The 14,068-nt window shown below is 66.1% G+C and carries 14 protein-coding genes and 1 tRNA gene; 9 read left to right on the top strand and 6 right to left on the bottom strand.

The annotated features are described in order from the left end of the window. Positions 1 to 67: 67 nt before the first annotated feature. Positions 68 to 1,057, top strand: a complete 990-nt coding sequence (locus FQU96_RS15300) for a LysR family transcriptional regulator (RefSeq protein WP_146542136.1) — start codon at positions 68 to 70, stop codon at positions 1,055 to 1,057. Here FQU96_RS15300 and ilvD read toward each other — a convergent pair. Beyond that, positions 1,054 to 2,727 (bottom strand): dihydroxy-acid dehydratase, encoded by a 1,674-nt coding sequence (gene ilvD / locus FQU96_RS15305; RefSeq protein WP_146542137.1) that lies wholly within the window; start codon positions 2,725 to 2,727, stop codon positions 1,054 to 1,056. The two genes, FQU96_RS15300 and ilvD, sit on opposite strands and share 4 nt — an antisense overlap. Before the next feature lie 85 nt (positions 2,728 to 2,812). Here ilvD and FQU96_RS15310 point away from each other — a divergent pair, with 85 nt between their 5' ends. Both FQU96_RS15310 and FQU96_RS15315 read left to right on the top strand, forming a co-directional pair. Then, the gene (locus FQU96_RS15310) at positions 2,813 to 3,733 is read left to right on the top strand and encodes a LysR family transcriptional regulator (RefSeq protein WP_370461370.1); all 921 of its coding nucleotides are present in this window, start codon (positions 2,813 to 2,815) and stop codon (positions 3,731 to 3,733) included. A 57-nt stretch (positions 3,734 to 3,790) separates the two neighbouring features. Further along, entirely contained in the window at positions 3,791 to 5,200 is a 1,410-nt protein-coding gene (locus FQU96_RS15315) for an amidase family protein (protein WP_146542138.1), read from the top strand. Positions 5,201 to 5,238: 38 nt separating this feature from the next. Here FQU96_RS15315 and FQU96_RS15320 read toward each other — a convergent pair whose 3' ends face one another. After that, positions 5,239 to 6,417 carry a pyridoxal phosphate-dependent aminotransferase gene (locus FQU96_RS15320; protein WP_146542139.1) on the bottom strand — a complete coding sequence of 393 codons (1,179 nt, stop codon included), beginning with the start codon at positions 6,415 to 6,417 and terminating at the stop codon, positions 5,239 to 5,241. A gap of 38 nt (positions 6,418 to 6,455) precedes the next feature. Here FQU96_RS15320 and FQU96_RS15325 point away from each other — a divergent pair, with 38 nt between their 5' ends. The 3 genes from FQU96_RS15325 (at position 6,456) to FQU96_RS15335 (ending at position 8,465) form a co-directional block, all read left to right on the top strand. Beyond that, entirely contained in the window at positions 6,456 to 7,139 is a 684-nt protein-coding gene (locus FQU96_RS15325; protein WP_146542140.1) for a GntR family transcriptional regulator, read from the top strand. A 67-nt stretch (positions 7,140 to 7,206) separates the two neighbouring features. After that, a tRNA-Arg gene (locus tag FQU96_RS15330) sits at positions 7,207 to 7,282 on the top strand. A 280-nt stretch (positions 7,283 to 7,562) separates the two neighbouring features. Further along, on the top strand, positions 7,563 to 8,465 hold the full coding sequence (locus tag FQU96_RS15335) for a M15 family metallopeptidase (protein WP_146542141.1): 903 nt from the start codon (positions 7,563 to 7,565) through the stop codon (positions 8,463 to 8,465). 7 nt (positions 8,466 to 8,472) lie between these two features. On the opposite strand, the gene FQU96_RS15340 is transcribed toward FQU96_RS15335, so the two are convergent. Next, a complete protein-coding gene (locus tag FQU96_RS15340; protein WP_146542142.1) occupies positions 8,473 to 8,676 on the bottom strand; it encodes a hypothetical protein in 204 nt (67 codons plus the stop codon). 76 nt (positions 8,677 to 8,752) lie between these two features. Here FQU96_RS15340 and FQU96_RS15345 point away from each other — a divergent pair, with 76 nt between their 5' ends. Beyond that, the gene (locus tag FQU96_RS15345) at positions 8,753 to 8,974 is read left to right on the top strand and encodes a hypothetical protein (RefSeq protein ID WP_146542143.1); all 222 of its coding nucleotides are present in this window, start codon (positions 8,753 to 8,755) and stop codon (positions 8,972 to 8,974) included. A gap of 4 nt (positions 8,975 to 8,978) precedes the next feature. Here FQU96_RS15345 and FQU96_RS15350 read toward each other — a convergent pair whose 3' ends face one another. Then, complete coding sequence (locus FQU96_RS15350; protein WP_146542144.1) at positions 8,979 to 9,863, bottom strand: LLM class F420-dependent oxidoreductase; 885 nt, start codon at positions 9,861 to 9,863, stop codon at positions 8,979 to 8,981. A 78-nt stretch (positions 9,864 to 9,941) separates the two neighbouring features. After that, complete coding sequence (locus tag FQU96_RS15355) at positions 9,942 to 10,826, bottom strand: LLM class F420-dependent oxidoreductase (protein WP_146542145.1); 885 nt, start codon at positions 10,824 to 10,826, stop codon at positions 9,942 to 9,944. Positions 10,827 to 10,997: 171 nt separating this feature from the next. Here FQU96_RS15355 and FQU96_RS15360 point away from each other — a divergent pair, with 171 nt between their 5' ends. Both FQU96_RS15360 and FQU96_RS15365 read left to right on the top strand, forming a co-directional pair. Beyond that, positions 10,998 to 11,636 (top strand): nitroreductase family protein, encoded by a 639-nt coding sequence (locus FQU96_RS15360; RefSeq protein WP_146542146.1) that lies wholly within the window; start codon positions 10,998 to 11,000, stop codon positions 11,634 to 11,636. A 15-nt stretch (positions 11,637 to 11,651) separates the two neighbouring features. Continuing rightward, complete coding sequence (locus FQU96_RS15365; protein ID WP_146542147.1) at positions 11,652 to 12,794, top strand: alpha/beta fold hydrolase; 1,143 nt, start codon at positions 11,652 to 11,654, stop codon at positions 12,792 to 12,794. Here the strand turns inward: FQU96_RS15365 and FQU96_RS15370 are convergent. Beyond that, positions 12,787 to 13,854 carry an amidohydrolase family protein gene (locus FQU96_RS15370; protein ID WP_146542148.1) on the bottom strand — a complete coding sequence of 356 codons (1,068 nt, stop codon included), beginning with the start codon at positions 13,852 to 13,854 and terminating at the stop codon, positions 12,787 to 12,789. The two genes, FQU96_RS15365 and FQU96_RS15370, sit on opposite strands and share 8 nt — an antisense overlap. Positions 13,855 to 14,068 lie beyond the last annotated feature (214 nt).

Consider the following 14,068-nt stretch of genomic DNA (forward strand, 5'->3'; position numbering starts at 1 on the left):
CTCTATAAAGTTGCTGGTTCTGACTTCAGATGTCAGAAATGGCGAATAATGGAGGCCCGAGGCACCCGTGGACCGCATTGAGCTCTTCCGCATCTTCACCCGCGTGGTGGAGCACGCGAGCTTCACCCGGGCCGCCGACACGTTGGGCCTGCCGCGATCGTCGGTCTCAGCCGCCGTACAGGACCTGGAGGCGCGCGTCGGTGCTCGTCTGCTGCATCGCACGACCCGACGGGTCTCTCCCACGCACGACGGCGTCGCCTTCTACGAGCGGTGCCTGCGTCTGATTGCTGACGTGGAGGATACCGAGAGCCTGTTCCGGGAAACCGCGGTGGGGCCCAGCGGCAGGCTGCGGGTCAACTTGCCGGGCCGCGTCGGCCGGTTGATCGTCGCGCCGGCGTTGCCGGCGTTCCTGGCGCGCTATCCCGACATCGATGTTGAGCTGGGCGTCACGGACCGTGCCGTGAATCTGACCGAGGATAGCGTCGACTGCGCGCTGCGGGTCGGGCCGTTGACCGACTCCGGCCTGTTGGCGCGCCGGGTCGGCGATCTCGCCCTGATCAACGTCGCCAGTCCGGCCTATCTCGCGCAACACGGGACACCGCTGACGCCGGCTGATCTTCCGGCGCACTGGGCGGTCAACTACGCCTCGCCATCCAGTGGCCGTGTCGAGGCATGGGAATGGATCGAGGATGGCGCGGCCCGCATGTGCTCCATGCGGGCACGCGTCGCAGCCAACAACGCCGAGGCCTATATCGCCTGCTGCCTGGCCGGGATCGGCCTGATCCAGATTCCCGCCTACGACGTGGCAGCCCATCTCGCCGCCGGCGAACTGGTCGAGGTGATGCCGGCATACCGTGCCGCGCCCATGCCGATGACATTGCTCTATCCGCATCGCCAGCACGTGTCGCGTCGGCTGCAGGTCTTTGCCGAGTGGCTGGTCGGCCTGCTGCAGGCCCGCATGCTTGGCCCAGGGAGCGCGGTTCAGGCGAAAGCCGAACTTGCGCCAGCGCGTGGGAGCGGAATGAGCGGGCGAGACGCCCGTGCTCCCAGGCGCTAGCCGGTCACGGCGCCTTGCGGGGCCGGCCGTGCCAGCTGGGCGAACTTGCCCAGCACGCCGCTGGTGTAGCGCGGGGCGGGGCGACGCCACGCCTGGCGCCGGCGCTCGATTTCCGCCGCATCGACCTCGAGCTGCAGCAACTGGCGGTGGGCGTCGATGGTGATGCGGTCGCCTTCCATGACCAGCGCGATGGTGCCGCCCTCATACGCCTCGGGCGCGACGTGGCCCACCACCATGCCCCAGGTACCGCCGGAAAAACGTCCATCGGTAACGAACGCGACGCTGTCGCCCAGGCCGCGGCCGATGATCGCCGACGTGGGGGCGAGCATTTCCGGCATCCCCGGACCACCTTTCGGTCCGAGATAGCGCAGCACCAGCACATCGCCCGGTCGGATCTTGTCGGCGAGGATCGCGGCCATGGCCGAGGGTTCGTCCTCGAAGACACGCGCCGGGCCCGTGATGACAGGCGTCTTGACGCCAGTGATCTTGGCGACGGCGCCGTCGGGCGCCAGATTGCCGCGCAGGACCGCCAGATGCCCTTCGCGATAGAGCGCGGTGTCGATCGAACGGATCACGTCCTGTCCGGCGGGCGGTGCGTCGGATACCTGCGCCAGTTCTTCGCCCAGCGTGCGGCCCGTGATCGTCAGGCAATCGCCATCGATCAAGCCAGCCGCGAGCAGCACCTTGAGCACCTGCGGCACGCCGCCGGCGCGATGCAGGTCGACCGCCATATAGCGACCCGACGGCTTGAGATCGCACAGGACGGGGACCTTGCGACGGATGCGCTCGAAGTCATCCAATGTCCAGGTGACTTCCGCGGCATGAGCGATGGCGAGGTAGTGCAGGACCGCGTTGGTCGATCCGCCCGTGGCCATGATCAACGTGACGGCGTTCTCGATCGACCGGCGGGTGATGAGATCGCGCGGTCGGATGCCGTTCTTCACCGCCTCGATCAGGACCCGGGCCGATCGTGACGTGCTCTCGCGCTTCTCCGCGTCGAGGTTGGCCATGCTGGACGAGTAGAGCAGGGACAAACCCAGCGCCTCGAAGGACGAACTCATGGTGTTGGCGGTGTACATGCCGCCGCAGGCGCCGGTGCCGGGAATGGCGTTGCGCTCGATGCCCTCGAACTCTGCCTGGTCGATGCGGCCAGCGGCATAGGCACCCACCGCCTCGAACGCGGAAATCAGCGACAGGTCCTTGCCGCTCCACCGGCCGGGCTTGATGGTGCCGCCATACACATAGATCGCCGGCACGTTGGCCCGGGCGATGGCCATCATGCCGCCGGGCATGTTCTTGTCGCAGCCGCCCAGCACGAGCACGCCGTCCATCCACTGACCCTGGACGCAGGTCTCGATCGAGTCGGCGATCACCTCGCGCGAGATGAGGGAGTATTTCATGCCCTCGGTGCCCATCGCCATGCCGTCCGAGATGGTGGGCACGCCGAACAGCTGCGCATTGCCGCCTGCAGCCTTCACCGCAGCCACGGCGGCCTCGGCCAGCGGCTGCAAGCCGGCATTGCAGGGCGTGATTGTCGAGTGGCCGTTGGCGACGCCGATCATCGGCTTGTCGAAGTCGGCCTTCTCGTAACCCAGTCCGTAGTACATCGCGCGGTTGGGCGAACGCTCGAGGCCTTGGGTGATGTGCTTGGATCGCTCGTTGAAGGGCATGGCGGCGTCTCTCAGGCTGGTGCTCTGCCGCCCTGAATAGGGCTTCCGTAAACGCGGGAGAAATATATTATTAAAGGTCTATTAAGTGGTTTTCCATATTATGGACTTGCGCCAGATCCGCCATTTCCTCGCTGTTGCCGAGGACCTGAACTTCAGCCGTGCCGCCGAGCGGCTGCGCATGACGCAACCGCCCCTGAGCCAGTCGATCCTGGCGCTGGAGACGGAATTGGGTGTCCGGTTGTTCGTCCGCACCAAGCGCAGCGTGGCGCTGACACCGGTCGGCGCGGACTGGCTGCCGCATGCCCGCCAGGTGCTGGCGGATGCCGCCGCATTGCCCGGGATCGCGCAGCGTCTGTCGCAGGGGGAACTCGGCGCACTGCGCGTCGGCTTTGTCAGCACCGCTGACTACAGCGTGCTGCCTGATCTGGTCAGCCGCTACAAGGCGCGCTATCCCGACGTCGCGATATCGCTCCAGGAAATGACCGGCGACCTGCAGATCGAGGCGCTGCTGGATGGGGACATCGATGTCGGCCTGATCATTCCGCCGCCCCGGCCCAGCCTGCATCCCACGCTGGCCTATCGCCGTCTCGTGACCGAGCCGCTTGTTGTCGCCGTCTCCGAACAATGGCTGGCGGCCGCCCGCGTGGTACCCCGGCAAGGGCATCTTCGATTGGCCGACGTGGCGACGGAACCGCTGGTTCTCTTTCCGCGCCGCAGCTCGCCGTCGTTCCACGACGTGATCACGGGCTACTACGCAAACAACGGCATCGCGCCGCGCATGGGCCAGCAAGCGATCCAGATGCAGACCATCATGAGCCTCGTCTCGGCCGGGATGGGCGTGGCGCTGGTGCCGCGGTCGCTGGAGAACCTGGGTCGCACGGGCGTGCGGTGCGTGCCGCTGGAGGGCACACCGCCATCGATCGAAACCGGACTGGTCTGGCGCCGCGACAATGCACTGCCGACGTTGGAAGGTTTTGTTGCGATGGCGCGCCACAAAAAACAGTGAGGCTCGGGCGCATGGCGCTGGGATACGATAGCTGTGCGCAGACAGGGAGGGACAGTGGTGCAGAACGAGCTCTGGCGGTGGTCAGCCGTTGAACTGGCGGCGGCGATCCGCACCCGCACGATCTCCAGCCGCGAGGCGACGACGGCGGCGCTGGCGCGGATCGCCGCTGTCAATCCGGCGATCAACGCTGTCGTTGACGTGATTGCCGACGAGGCGCTGGCTGCTGCCGATGCTGCCGACTCCCGCGTCAAGCAAGGAGACGCCACCGGGCCGTTGCATGGCGTGCCGGTCACCATTAAGGTCAACATCGACCAGCGGGGCCGCGCCACCACCAACGGCGTCGTCGCTTTCCGCGACCTGATCGCCGCGGAGGATAGTCCGGTTGTCGCCAACTGGCGCAAGGCCGGCGCGGTCATTGTCGGGCGCACCAACACGCCGGCGTTCTCGCACCGATGGTTCACCAGCAACGCACTACACGGCGCCACCCGTAATCCGTGGAATGCGGCGCTGACGCCCGGGGGCTCGAGCGGTGGCGCGGCGGCCGCTGTGGCATCCGGCATGGGCGCGGTGGCGCACGGCAACGATTTCGGTGGCTCGATCCGCTATCCCGCCTATGCCTGCGGTGTTGCCGGATTGCGGCCGACACCGGGACGGGTGCCGGCCTTCAATCCGTCGGCCACGGCCGAGCGGCCGATCACGGCGCAGATGATGTCGGTGCAGGGGCCGCTCGCTTGTCGCGTGGCCGATGTGCGTGCTGGACTGGCGGCCATGGCGATGGGCGATCCGCGCGATGGCGCCTGGGCGCCGGTGCCGCTCGAGGGGCCCGCCCCGGCGCGGCCGATCCGGGTCGCTCTCGCGCCCCGGCCGTTCGATGACGTCGTGCCGGCCGTGAGCGATGCCATCCGCCAAGCCGGACGCTGGCTCGCCGATGCCGGCTATGCCGTGGAGGAGGTGACGCCGCCCCATCTCCAGGAAGCGGCCGATCTCTGGCACCGCCTGGTGATCAACGAGGAGCGCCGGTTCCTGCTGCCGGCGATGCGCGAGCATGGCGACGAAGCCTGTCAGCGCTGCATGGACGGCCATCTCGACTATGCGCCGGAGGTCGACGCCGACGGCATCCTGCAAGGCCTGGCGCGCCGTCTGTCACTGGTCCGCGCCTGGCAGCTGTTCCTGGAGCAACACCCCATCATCATCCTGCCGGTGTCGCATCACCTGCCGTTCCGCGACAATCTCGACCAGGGTAGCCGGGATGACGTTCATCGCATGATGGACGCCCAGCGCTCGCTGCTGGCGATCCCCGTGCTGGGCTTCCCTGCGGCCGTCGTGCCGGTCGGCGTGGTCGATGGCGCGCCTGTCGGCGTGCAGATCGTCGCCGGCCGCTTCCGCGAGGATCTGTGCCTCGACGCCGCCGAGATCATCGAGGCGCACGCCGGCATGCCGTTACCCATCGATCCGCGAGCGCCGTAAAGCCGTCACCGCAAGTCCGTGACGACCGTCGCGGCGGATCAACCGGGAACGAGGCGCAGGGCTCGGCGGACACGCGTGCCCAGACCCTGGAGGCGTGGCACCGGTTCGTTGGCAAAGACGAAGCGGATGTACTGCGCACCGTGCGTTTCGCCCCAGCCCGTCATGGCGGTGGCGCAGACACCCTCGGCCAGCAGGCGCTCGGACATGGTGGCGCCGTCGATGCCGAAATCCGAGACCCGCAATAGCATCGACCAGCCGCCGCCCGGCAGACCGAAGGGCAGTCCCTGCAGTTCCTCGACGACGACATCGCGGCGCGCCTGGAGCTCGGCCACATAGGGCGGCAGGGTCTCCAGCGATCGCTCCAGTGCGATGGCGGCGGCGTCCTGCGCGATGCCGACCGGCACCACCACGTTGGCGAGCGACACCGCGACAAGATCGGGCATGTAGGCATCCGGTGCCACGATCCAGCCGACGCGCCAGCCGATCATGCGCAGTTCCTTGGCGGATGATCCCACCGCGATCGTGCGCTCTGCCATGCCGGGCAGGCCGGCGGGATGGATGACAGGCGTCTTGTCGAAGACCAGCCGCTCCATCGCGCTGTCGAGGATCAGCAGCAGGTCGTGCCGCACGCAGAGCTCGGCAACCAGGGCCCAGTCCGCCGCATCCAGCATGCCGCCGGACGGCATCGACGGCGACATCAGCAGCATCGCGCGCGTGCGCGACGTGATGCTGCAGCGCAGTGCCTCGCGGTCGAGACGCCATGCTTTGCCCGGTGTGAACTGGAACGGCACGAACCGCGGCACACCGCCCGCCAACCGCACGCGGTTGATCAGTCCGGCATAGGTTGGGTCCGTGACGATGACCTCGTCGCCGACCTCGACCGTGGCCAGCAGTACATTGAGGATTCCCGACAGGCCGCCCGCCGCGATCACGCAGTTGCCGGTGCCTGTGTAGGCCACGCCGGAGAGCCGGCTGACGTGGGCTGCCGCGGTCGCGCGCAGATGGTCCTGTCCGACGAACGGCAGGTAGCTGTTGTCGGTGTCCGTGGCGGCAGCCCGGCGCGTGCGTTCGATCGCCTCGGGATCAGGGGGAATGTCGACGTCGAGATTCTCCAGGCGCAGGTAGTCGCGGGTCGGATCGGCGTCGGCGATCGACCCCATGCGGTCGACTCCGATACCGGCGATGGCGTGCAGACGGGCAGGGCGATGGCGCGTCACGGCTGGACCTGGAGTTATAAATAATAGATAATCTATTAATGGAACTTGAAGACCTGATTCAAGCGAAACCGTGGGATGGTCGCGATACCGACGGCACGTTGGCGGACCGGATCGCCTACACGCTGGCCGAACGGATCATCAGTGGCGCGATCGGGCCGGGCGCGCGCCTGCGCCAAGATCACATCGCCACCGAGTTCAAGGCCAGCCACGTGCCGGTGCGCGAAGCCTTTCGGCGCCTGGAAGCGCAGGGACTGGTTCAGAGCGAGCCGCGTCGCGGTGTGCGTGTTCCGGCGCTCGACCCTGATGCCGTGCTCGAGGTCACTGAGATGCGCGCGGCGCTGGAAACGCTGGCATTGCGCCATGCCCTGGACCGCATCGGTCCAGACGATCTTGGCGCCGCGCGTGCGGCGATCGAAGCGGGCGAGGCGTCCCGCGACATCCGGATCTGGGAAGCCACCAACCGCCGTTTTCACCGGGTTCTAATCGCGCCCTGCGGCATGCCGCGCCTGCTGGCCAGCATTGATGACCTGCACCGCGCCAGCGCCCGGTTTCTGTTCGCCACCTGGCGTGACCTGGATTGGCAGCCCCGATCGGACCACGAGCACAGGATCTACCTCGACGCTGTCGAGCGGCGTGCCGCGGTTGAGGCATGTCGATTGCTCGAGGGCCACATCAGGGACGCAGGCCATGCCCTGGTCCGGCAGCTCCGTAGCCTCAGCTAGGAAACGTGCACACCGCCATCGCGCAACTTTTGTTCCGCGGCGGCAGCCGGTATGGTGGCGCCGCGCGGCGCCCGTAGCTCAGCGGATAGAGCAACCGCCTTCTAAGCGGTAGGTCGCAGGTTCGATCCCTGCCGGGCGCGCCAATCTTCCTGATTTTGTATCTGATATTTCAGTTTAAATTTCATCTATAAGAAATTGAAATAATTTCGATATATGTATCTTTTTGATAAAGAAGATTAAGATGCAATCTTAAGTGCCTATGCAAACACCGCAATTAATCCGACATCCTGGTCACGTAAGCTTGAAAAGATCCCCTGGAAGAAAAGCATCAGGCCCTTTTCAGGGAGCATTCCGATTGCTACGTTAAGTCGCTAGTGAGTGGGCAACCGCTTAATTTTGCGTAGACAATTTACGGTGATTCCCATGGCGATGATGATGAAGTTGAACGGCTCTGTCGGCATCGGTGGCAACAACATCCGTCCTGATGTCGTTGCGGTGCAGACGCTGCTGGCCCAGCGCGGACAACGGCCAGGCGCAGCGGATGGCATCTGCGGTCCCAAGACCATCGGAGCGATCCGGGCGTTCCAGGCGACGTTCCTGCGGATGCCCGATGGACTGATCAGCGTCAATGGCCCGACTTGGCAACGCCTGACCGGGAGCGGTGGCGGGGCTGGTGTCGGCGGGGCGTTAGGGCCGGCTGGCTCGGGGCTCGGGCCGTTGGGACCGGTTGGTTCCGGGCTCGGCAAGTTGCCGGGGGCGCAGGTGCCATTGCCGCCCAAGGACGGCAACATGACCACGCCGGTTGCACGGCCACCGGCCAACACCTTCAACGTCGGTTTGAAGGCGGTCTCCAACCAGATGATGAAGTCGATGTTCGGCATGCCGCGCGATTCGTTCACGCAGGACTGCCAGCCGATGAACAACGCGGCGCTGAAGCGCAATGTCGTCACCGACAACGTGGGTTCTTTCAAGGCCACGGGCCTGCGGCCGGCGGTGGCGAGCCTGAAACAGGTCTATGGCGAGATCGCCGGTGCCCTTCCGCAACTGGCGCCGCGCATTGGCACCGCCGGCATGCTGTGCTGCCGCCTGCAGCGCCGCTCCAAGACAGCCGTCTCCAATCACTCTTGGGGCACTGCTATTGATCTCACCATCAACGGCGTGCTCGACAAGTACGGTGACGGCAAGGTGCAGTACGGCCTGACGCTGATTGCGCCGATCTTCAATCGCCACGGCTGGTACTGGGGCGCGGCGTTCGGTACCGAGGACGGCATGCACTTCGAGGCCAGCGTGGAATTGGCCAACAAGATCAAAGCCCAGTTGTCGTGATCAGGTCTCACTGGATATCCTGCGCCGCCGGCGCGGTGCGGGTCATGGCCTGTGCCGCGCTGTTGTTGGCGTGGCCGTTGGCGGTCGCCGGCACTGCCAATGCCGACGATACCGCGAAGACGCGTCCGGCGGACTGTCGCTTGTCCGTGCCGCCATCATGGCGCGGCTTGCAGGTCGAATGGATCGGCCCGTGCGCCAACGGTGCGGCCAACGGCGCGGGTGTAGCCGTCGCCAGCGCTGATGGTCGAGCGCCGGAACGATTCTACGGAACGGTCGCGGCAGGACAGATGGCCGAGGGCGTCTTCGACCTGCCCGACGGCTACCAGCCGGCGCGCTTCGAGAAGGGAGCGCCCGTCACATTGGACGACCGCAACCAGATCATCGCGGCGTTCCGGGTTGCCGCCAGCGCTGCACGTGACGTCAGCAGCCGTTTTAAGGCCGCACGCAACAGCAAAGCCGCCAGTGATTATGCCGAAGCCGCCGAGCGGCTCGAAAACCAGATGGACTGATCTCTCAGGCGCGGGCGTATGGGCGGATCACGCTTTCGCCGAAACGCGGCAGGCTGTCTTCCAAGTCAGGCATGAAGGCCGAGATCGGCAGGGCCACGCGCTTGACGCCGCGCGCGATGCGCTCCTCGACCGCGGCGCGCGGATCGGTGCCCGACTGGGGCAGGGCACCAGGGCAGCCGGTGATGAGCTCGACGGCATCCGGGTCGCGCTTTGCGGCCTCGGCGGTGCGGCGCACGAGGTCCAGCAGGGGCATGATATCGACCTGGCTGCCGATCGACGGGAAGAAGCCGTCGCCCAGGCGCCCGGCGCGCTTGGCGGCTGCCTCGGAGTGGCCACCGATGATGATCGGCACGCGGCCGGTGACCGGCTTGGGATTGCAGCTCATGCCGGTAAAGTTGACGAACTCACCGGCGAAGCTCGCGTCGTCCTGCGCCCATAGCGCCCGCATGGCGCCAACATACTCGTCGGCCCGCTTGCCGCGCCGTTCGAACGGCACGCCCAGCGCTGCGAACTCTTCCTTGAGCCAGCCGACGCCGATGCCCAGTTCGATGCGTCCGCCGCTCATGTAATCGAGGGTGGCGACTTCCTTGGCCAGCAGCAGCGGGTTGCGCTGCGGCAGGATCACGACGGCCGTCATCAGGCGCAGCCGCGTGGTGACGGCAGCGATGTAGGCCATCCAGATCAGCGGGTCGGGCATGCGGCTCGATGGGCCGCCCGGCAGGCGGCCGGTCGAGGCGTAGGGATAGGTCGATGTGTAGTTGGTTGGCCAGACCACATGCTCGACCGAGAAGATCGAGTCGAAGCCCGCTGCTTCGGCCAATTGCGCCAGGCGCTTGGCGCCGGCGGGATCCGGAAAAGTGTTGTTGGCGAAATGCAGTGAGAACTTCATGGGGCTTCTCTCGACGGAATGAAACTGCGGCGGCGGAGCGGGAAGCAGGGCAGCGCCGGCTCCTGCCGGCGCGCTCCTTCAGGCGTCGGCGAACTGGCGGATGACCTTGTCGCCGAAGCGCGGCAGGCTTTCCTCCAGGTCGGGCATGAACGAGGACACGGGAACGATCACCCGGCTGACGCCCTGTGCGATGCGTTCCTCGATCGCTGGCCGGGGATCGCCGTCGCCCTTGGGCGAGACGCCAGGGCACGTCGTGGTGACGGCGATCGCCTTGGGGTCGCGGCCGGCACCTTCGGCCGCCCGGCGCATCATGTCGATCAGCGTGCCGATCTCGCCTTGTCCGGCATTGAGAGGGAAGAAGCCGTTGCCCAGGCGGCCGGCGCGCAGTGCGGCGGCTTCGGAATGGCCGCCGACGACGATCGGTACATGGCCATTCGGCGGCTTGGGATTGCTGCTCACATTCGTGAAGTTCACGAATTCACCGCTGAAGCTGGCGTCATCACCGGCCCACAGCGCCCGCATGGCCGCAACATACTCGTCGGCACGCTTGCCCCGGCGATCCCACGGCACGCCCAGTGCCGCGAACTCCTCCTTCAGCCAGCCGACACCGATGCCCAATTCAATACGGCCGCCGCTCATGTAGTCGAGGGTGGCGACCTCCTTGGCCAGCACCACGGGGTTGCGCTGCGGCAGGATCACGATACCAGTCATGAAGCGGATCCGGCTGGTCGTGGCCGCCACCCAGGCCATCCAGATCAGCGGGTCGGGCAGGGGTGTCGACGGACTACCGGGGATCTTGCCGGACGGCGAATAGGGATAGGCCGAGTTGTACGCCGTCGGCCAGATCACATGCTCGACCGTGACCAGGGCATCGAAACCCGCGGCCTCGGCGAGTTGCCCCAGGCGTGCCGCACCCTTGGCGTCGGGAAACGCGGCGTTGGCAAACATCAGTGCGAATTTCATGCTCGTTCCTCCCAAAGCGTTCAACAGCCAGTGTGACAGGATCATCGGTCGAAGGGACGGTCCTCGTCGAGAGGCGCATGCCTGGGATGATCGACAGGCGGACGCAATTCCTCTCCGGCGATTTTCGCTCTAGCCTCGTTCCAGATATGCATCGTGGGAAGGAGAAGGCCGATGTCCGCGACCAGCGACGTCTTCGAGATCATGCACTCAACCCGGGCCATGCGCCGCCTGCGTCCCGATCCGGTGCCCGATGAGCTGATCGACAAGATCCTGACGGCAGGAATCTCGGCCGCCAATGGCGGCAACCAGCAGAAGTGGCGTTTCCTGGTGATCAAGGATCCGGCCATCAAGAAAGCCGTGCAGATCCTCTACAAGCGCGCGTTCGACGAGGTGGTCGGGCCGCGTTATGCCAGCGGCGAGCCGCCGCCTGGCGTAACGAAGGAGCGGTACATGCGCCAGCATCGCGCGGTCGAATATCTCACCGAGCACTTTCACGAGGCACCTGTGTGGATCGTGGCCTGTCTCGAGGACGGGCTGACGCCGACCCGATGGGCCGGCGCCTCGGTCTACCCTGCCGTGCAGAACATGCTCCTGGCGGCGCGGGCGCTGGGCCTCGGCTCAACGCTGACCACGCGCCATCTGCTGCATGAGAAGGAAGCGGAGGCCGCACTCGGCTTGCCCAGGGGTGTCCATTCCTACGCGATTCTGCCGATCGGCTACCCGATGGGCAAATTCGGGCCGGTGGGACGCGCATCGCTGTCCGATGTCGTCTTCTCGGAGCGGTGGGGACAGCCCTACCGCGGTGCGTGATCGGCGGAGATCGACATGGTGGAGATGGCATTGCCGGCCGGCATCAGGTCGCGCGTCGTGGATGACATCAACGGCCTGCGCATGCACGTGCTGGAGGCCGGTTTCGAGACAGGTGGCCGGCCCTGCGTGTTGCTGCTGCATGGCTTTCCGGAGCTGGCCTACAGCTGGCGCAAGGTCATGCTGCCGCTGGCTGCAGCGGGCTATCACGTCATCGCGCCTGATCAGCGCGGCTATGGCCGTACCACGGGCTGGGATCCCGACTATGACGGCGACCTTGCTTCCTTCGACCTGCTCAACCTGGCGCGCGACGCGCTGGGCCTGGTGTCTGCGCTGGGGTATCGCTCGGTAGCGGCGGTCGTGGGCCACGATTTCGGTTCTCCAGTCGCCGCCTGGTGTGCGCTGGTGCGGCCCGATGTGTTCCGCTCGGTCGTGCTGATGAGCGCACCTTTTGCCGGTCCGCCGGCGCTGCCATTCGATACCGCGCGCGACAACGGCCGCACCGCGTCGCAATCAGGTGACAGCATCCATGATGCGCTGGCGAAGCTGGAGCGGCCCCGCAAGCACTATCAATGGTATTACGGCACGCGCGCGGCCAATCAGGACATGATGAACTGCAAACAAGGGCTGCATGCGTTCCTGCGCGCGTATTACCACTACAAGAGCGCGGACTGGACAGAGAACAAGCCAGTGCCGTTGAAGGCATGGACGGCAGCGGAAGTCGCCAAACTGCCGACCTACTACATCATGGACCGCGACCAGGACATGGCGCAGACCGTAGCGCCCTATATGCCATCGGAAGCCGCTATCGCAGCCTGTCGTTGGCTGCCGGATGACGAGCTGCAGGTTTACAGCAGCGAGTATGGCCGCACGGGATTCCAGGGCGGTCTGCAGTGGTACCGCTGCAGGAATTACCCCAAGGCCGTCACCGCGCTGCAGCTGTTCGATGGTCGCACGATCGACGTACCGTCGCTGTTCATCGCCGGCAAAAGCGATTGGGGCATCTATCAGATGCCGGGCGCCATCGAGCGTATGCAGGCGACAGCCTGCACGCGCATGCTCGGCTGCCATCTTGTCGACGGTGCTGGCCATTGGGTGCAGCAGGAGCAACCGGAAAAAGTGAGCGAATTGCTGCTGGCGTTCCTGCGCCGGGCTACTTGATTCCCAGCAGGCGCGCTGCCGTGCCGCCGAGAATGGCGACGCGGTCGGCGTCGCTCAGGCCTGGGGTGGCGAGGATGTGGTCGACCGACGTGCTGGTCCAGGGATAGGGATAGTCGGTGCCCATCACGATCTGGCCTGGCCCGGTTTCGGCGATCAGGTGCCGTAGCGCCTCGGGCGTGAAGACGATCGAATCGAAGTACAGCTGCTTGAGATATTCCGTCGGCTTCTTCTTGGGCAGCGGCCCGCAGCTCTGGGGGAACGTCAGGCAGACGGCATCCGAGCGGGCCGCGTAGGAGGGCAGGTAGCCGCCGCCGTGCGCGGCGCAGATCTTGAGGCCGGGAAACCGGTCGAGCGTGCCTTCGAAGATCAGATGCGACAGCGCGATCGTGGTCTCCAGCGGATTGCCGATGGTGTTGGTGAGCAGGCCGCTGCCTTTCAGGCGGCTCGTGCCCTCGAGCTCCTTGGTTCCTTGCGGATGGATGAAGACCAGCACACCCAGCGATTCGGCCTTGGCCCAGAACGGATGGAATTTCTCGGCTGACAGCTCCTCGCCGTTGACGCTGCCGCCGATGGCGACACCGCGCAGGCCGAGCGTCTTGACGGCCGTCTCCAGCTGTTCGGCGGCCAGGGCTGGATGCTGCAGCGCTACGCTGGCGAAGGCGACGAACCGGTCCGGGTGGATGGCGCAGATTTCTGCCAGGCCCGCATTCTGGATGTCGATCAGCTCGGCTGCGAGGTCGCGCTCGGCACCGTACCAGTAGGGGTTGATGCTGAGCGCCTCGACATCGATGCCCTGGGCGTCCATCGCCTCCAGGCGCTCGCTGGTATCGGACATCAGCAGTGTGTGGGGGGCGACTTTCAGGCCCATCAGCGCCATCGCCGCCGGGATGCCGCAATGGGCATGGACATCGACGGTCTTCACGCGTCGGCCGTTGACCACGACCTCGCGGCGGCGCGGCTTTGACGCGGAGCCTTGTTCGGCGGCCGCGGCCTGCATACTGCAGCTCATGAACGCAACGCCGGCGGGGTGGCTGGTGTGAGCTTCGCCGCTGACGGTCATGCAAGTCTCCTCCCTCAAGTCACCTCTCCCGCGAGCGGGAGAGGTCGCCGAGCGCGTAGCGCTCGGCGGGTGAGGGCTTCAAAACTCGCGTGTGTGGCCCCTCACCCTCCCACGCTACGCGTGGGCCCCTCCCTCTCCCGCTTGCGGGAGAGGGAACTAGGTCGTGTTGACATTTAGGGGATTCCCTTTTGCGGGAAAAGTTGATTCAAGACTG

Source organism: Reyranella sp. CPCC 100927, from assembly GCF_007859315.1.
Taxonomy (GTDB): domain Bacteria; phylum Pseudomonadota; class Alphaproteobacteria; order Reyranellales; family Reyranellaceae; genus Vineibacter.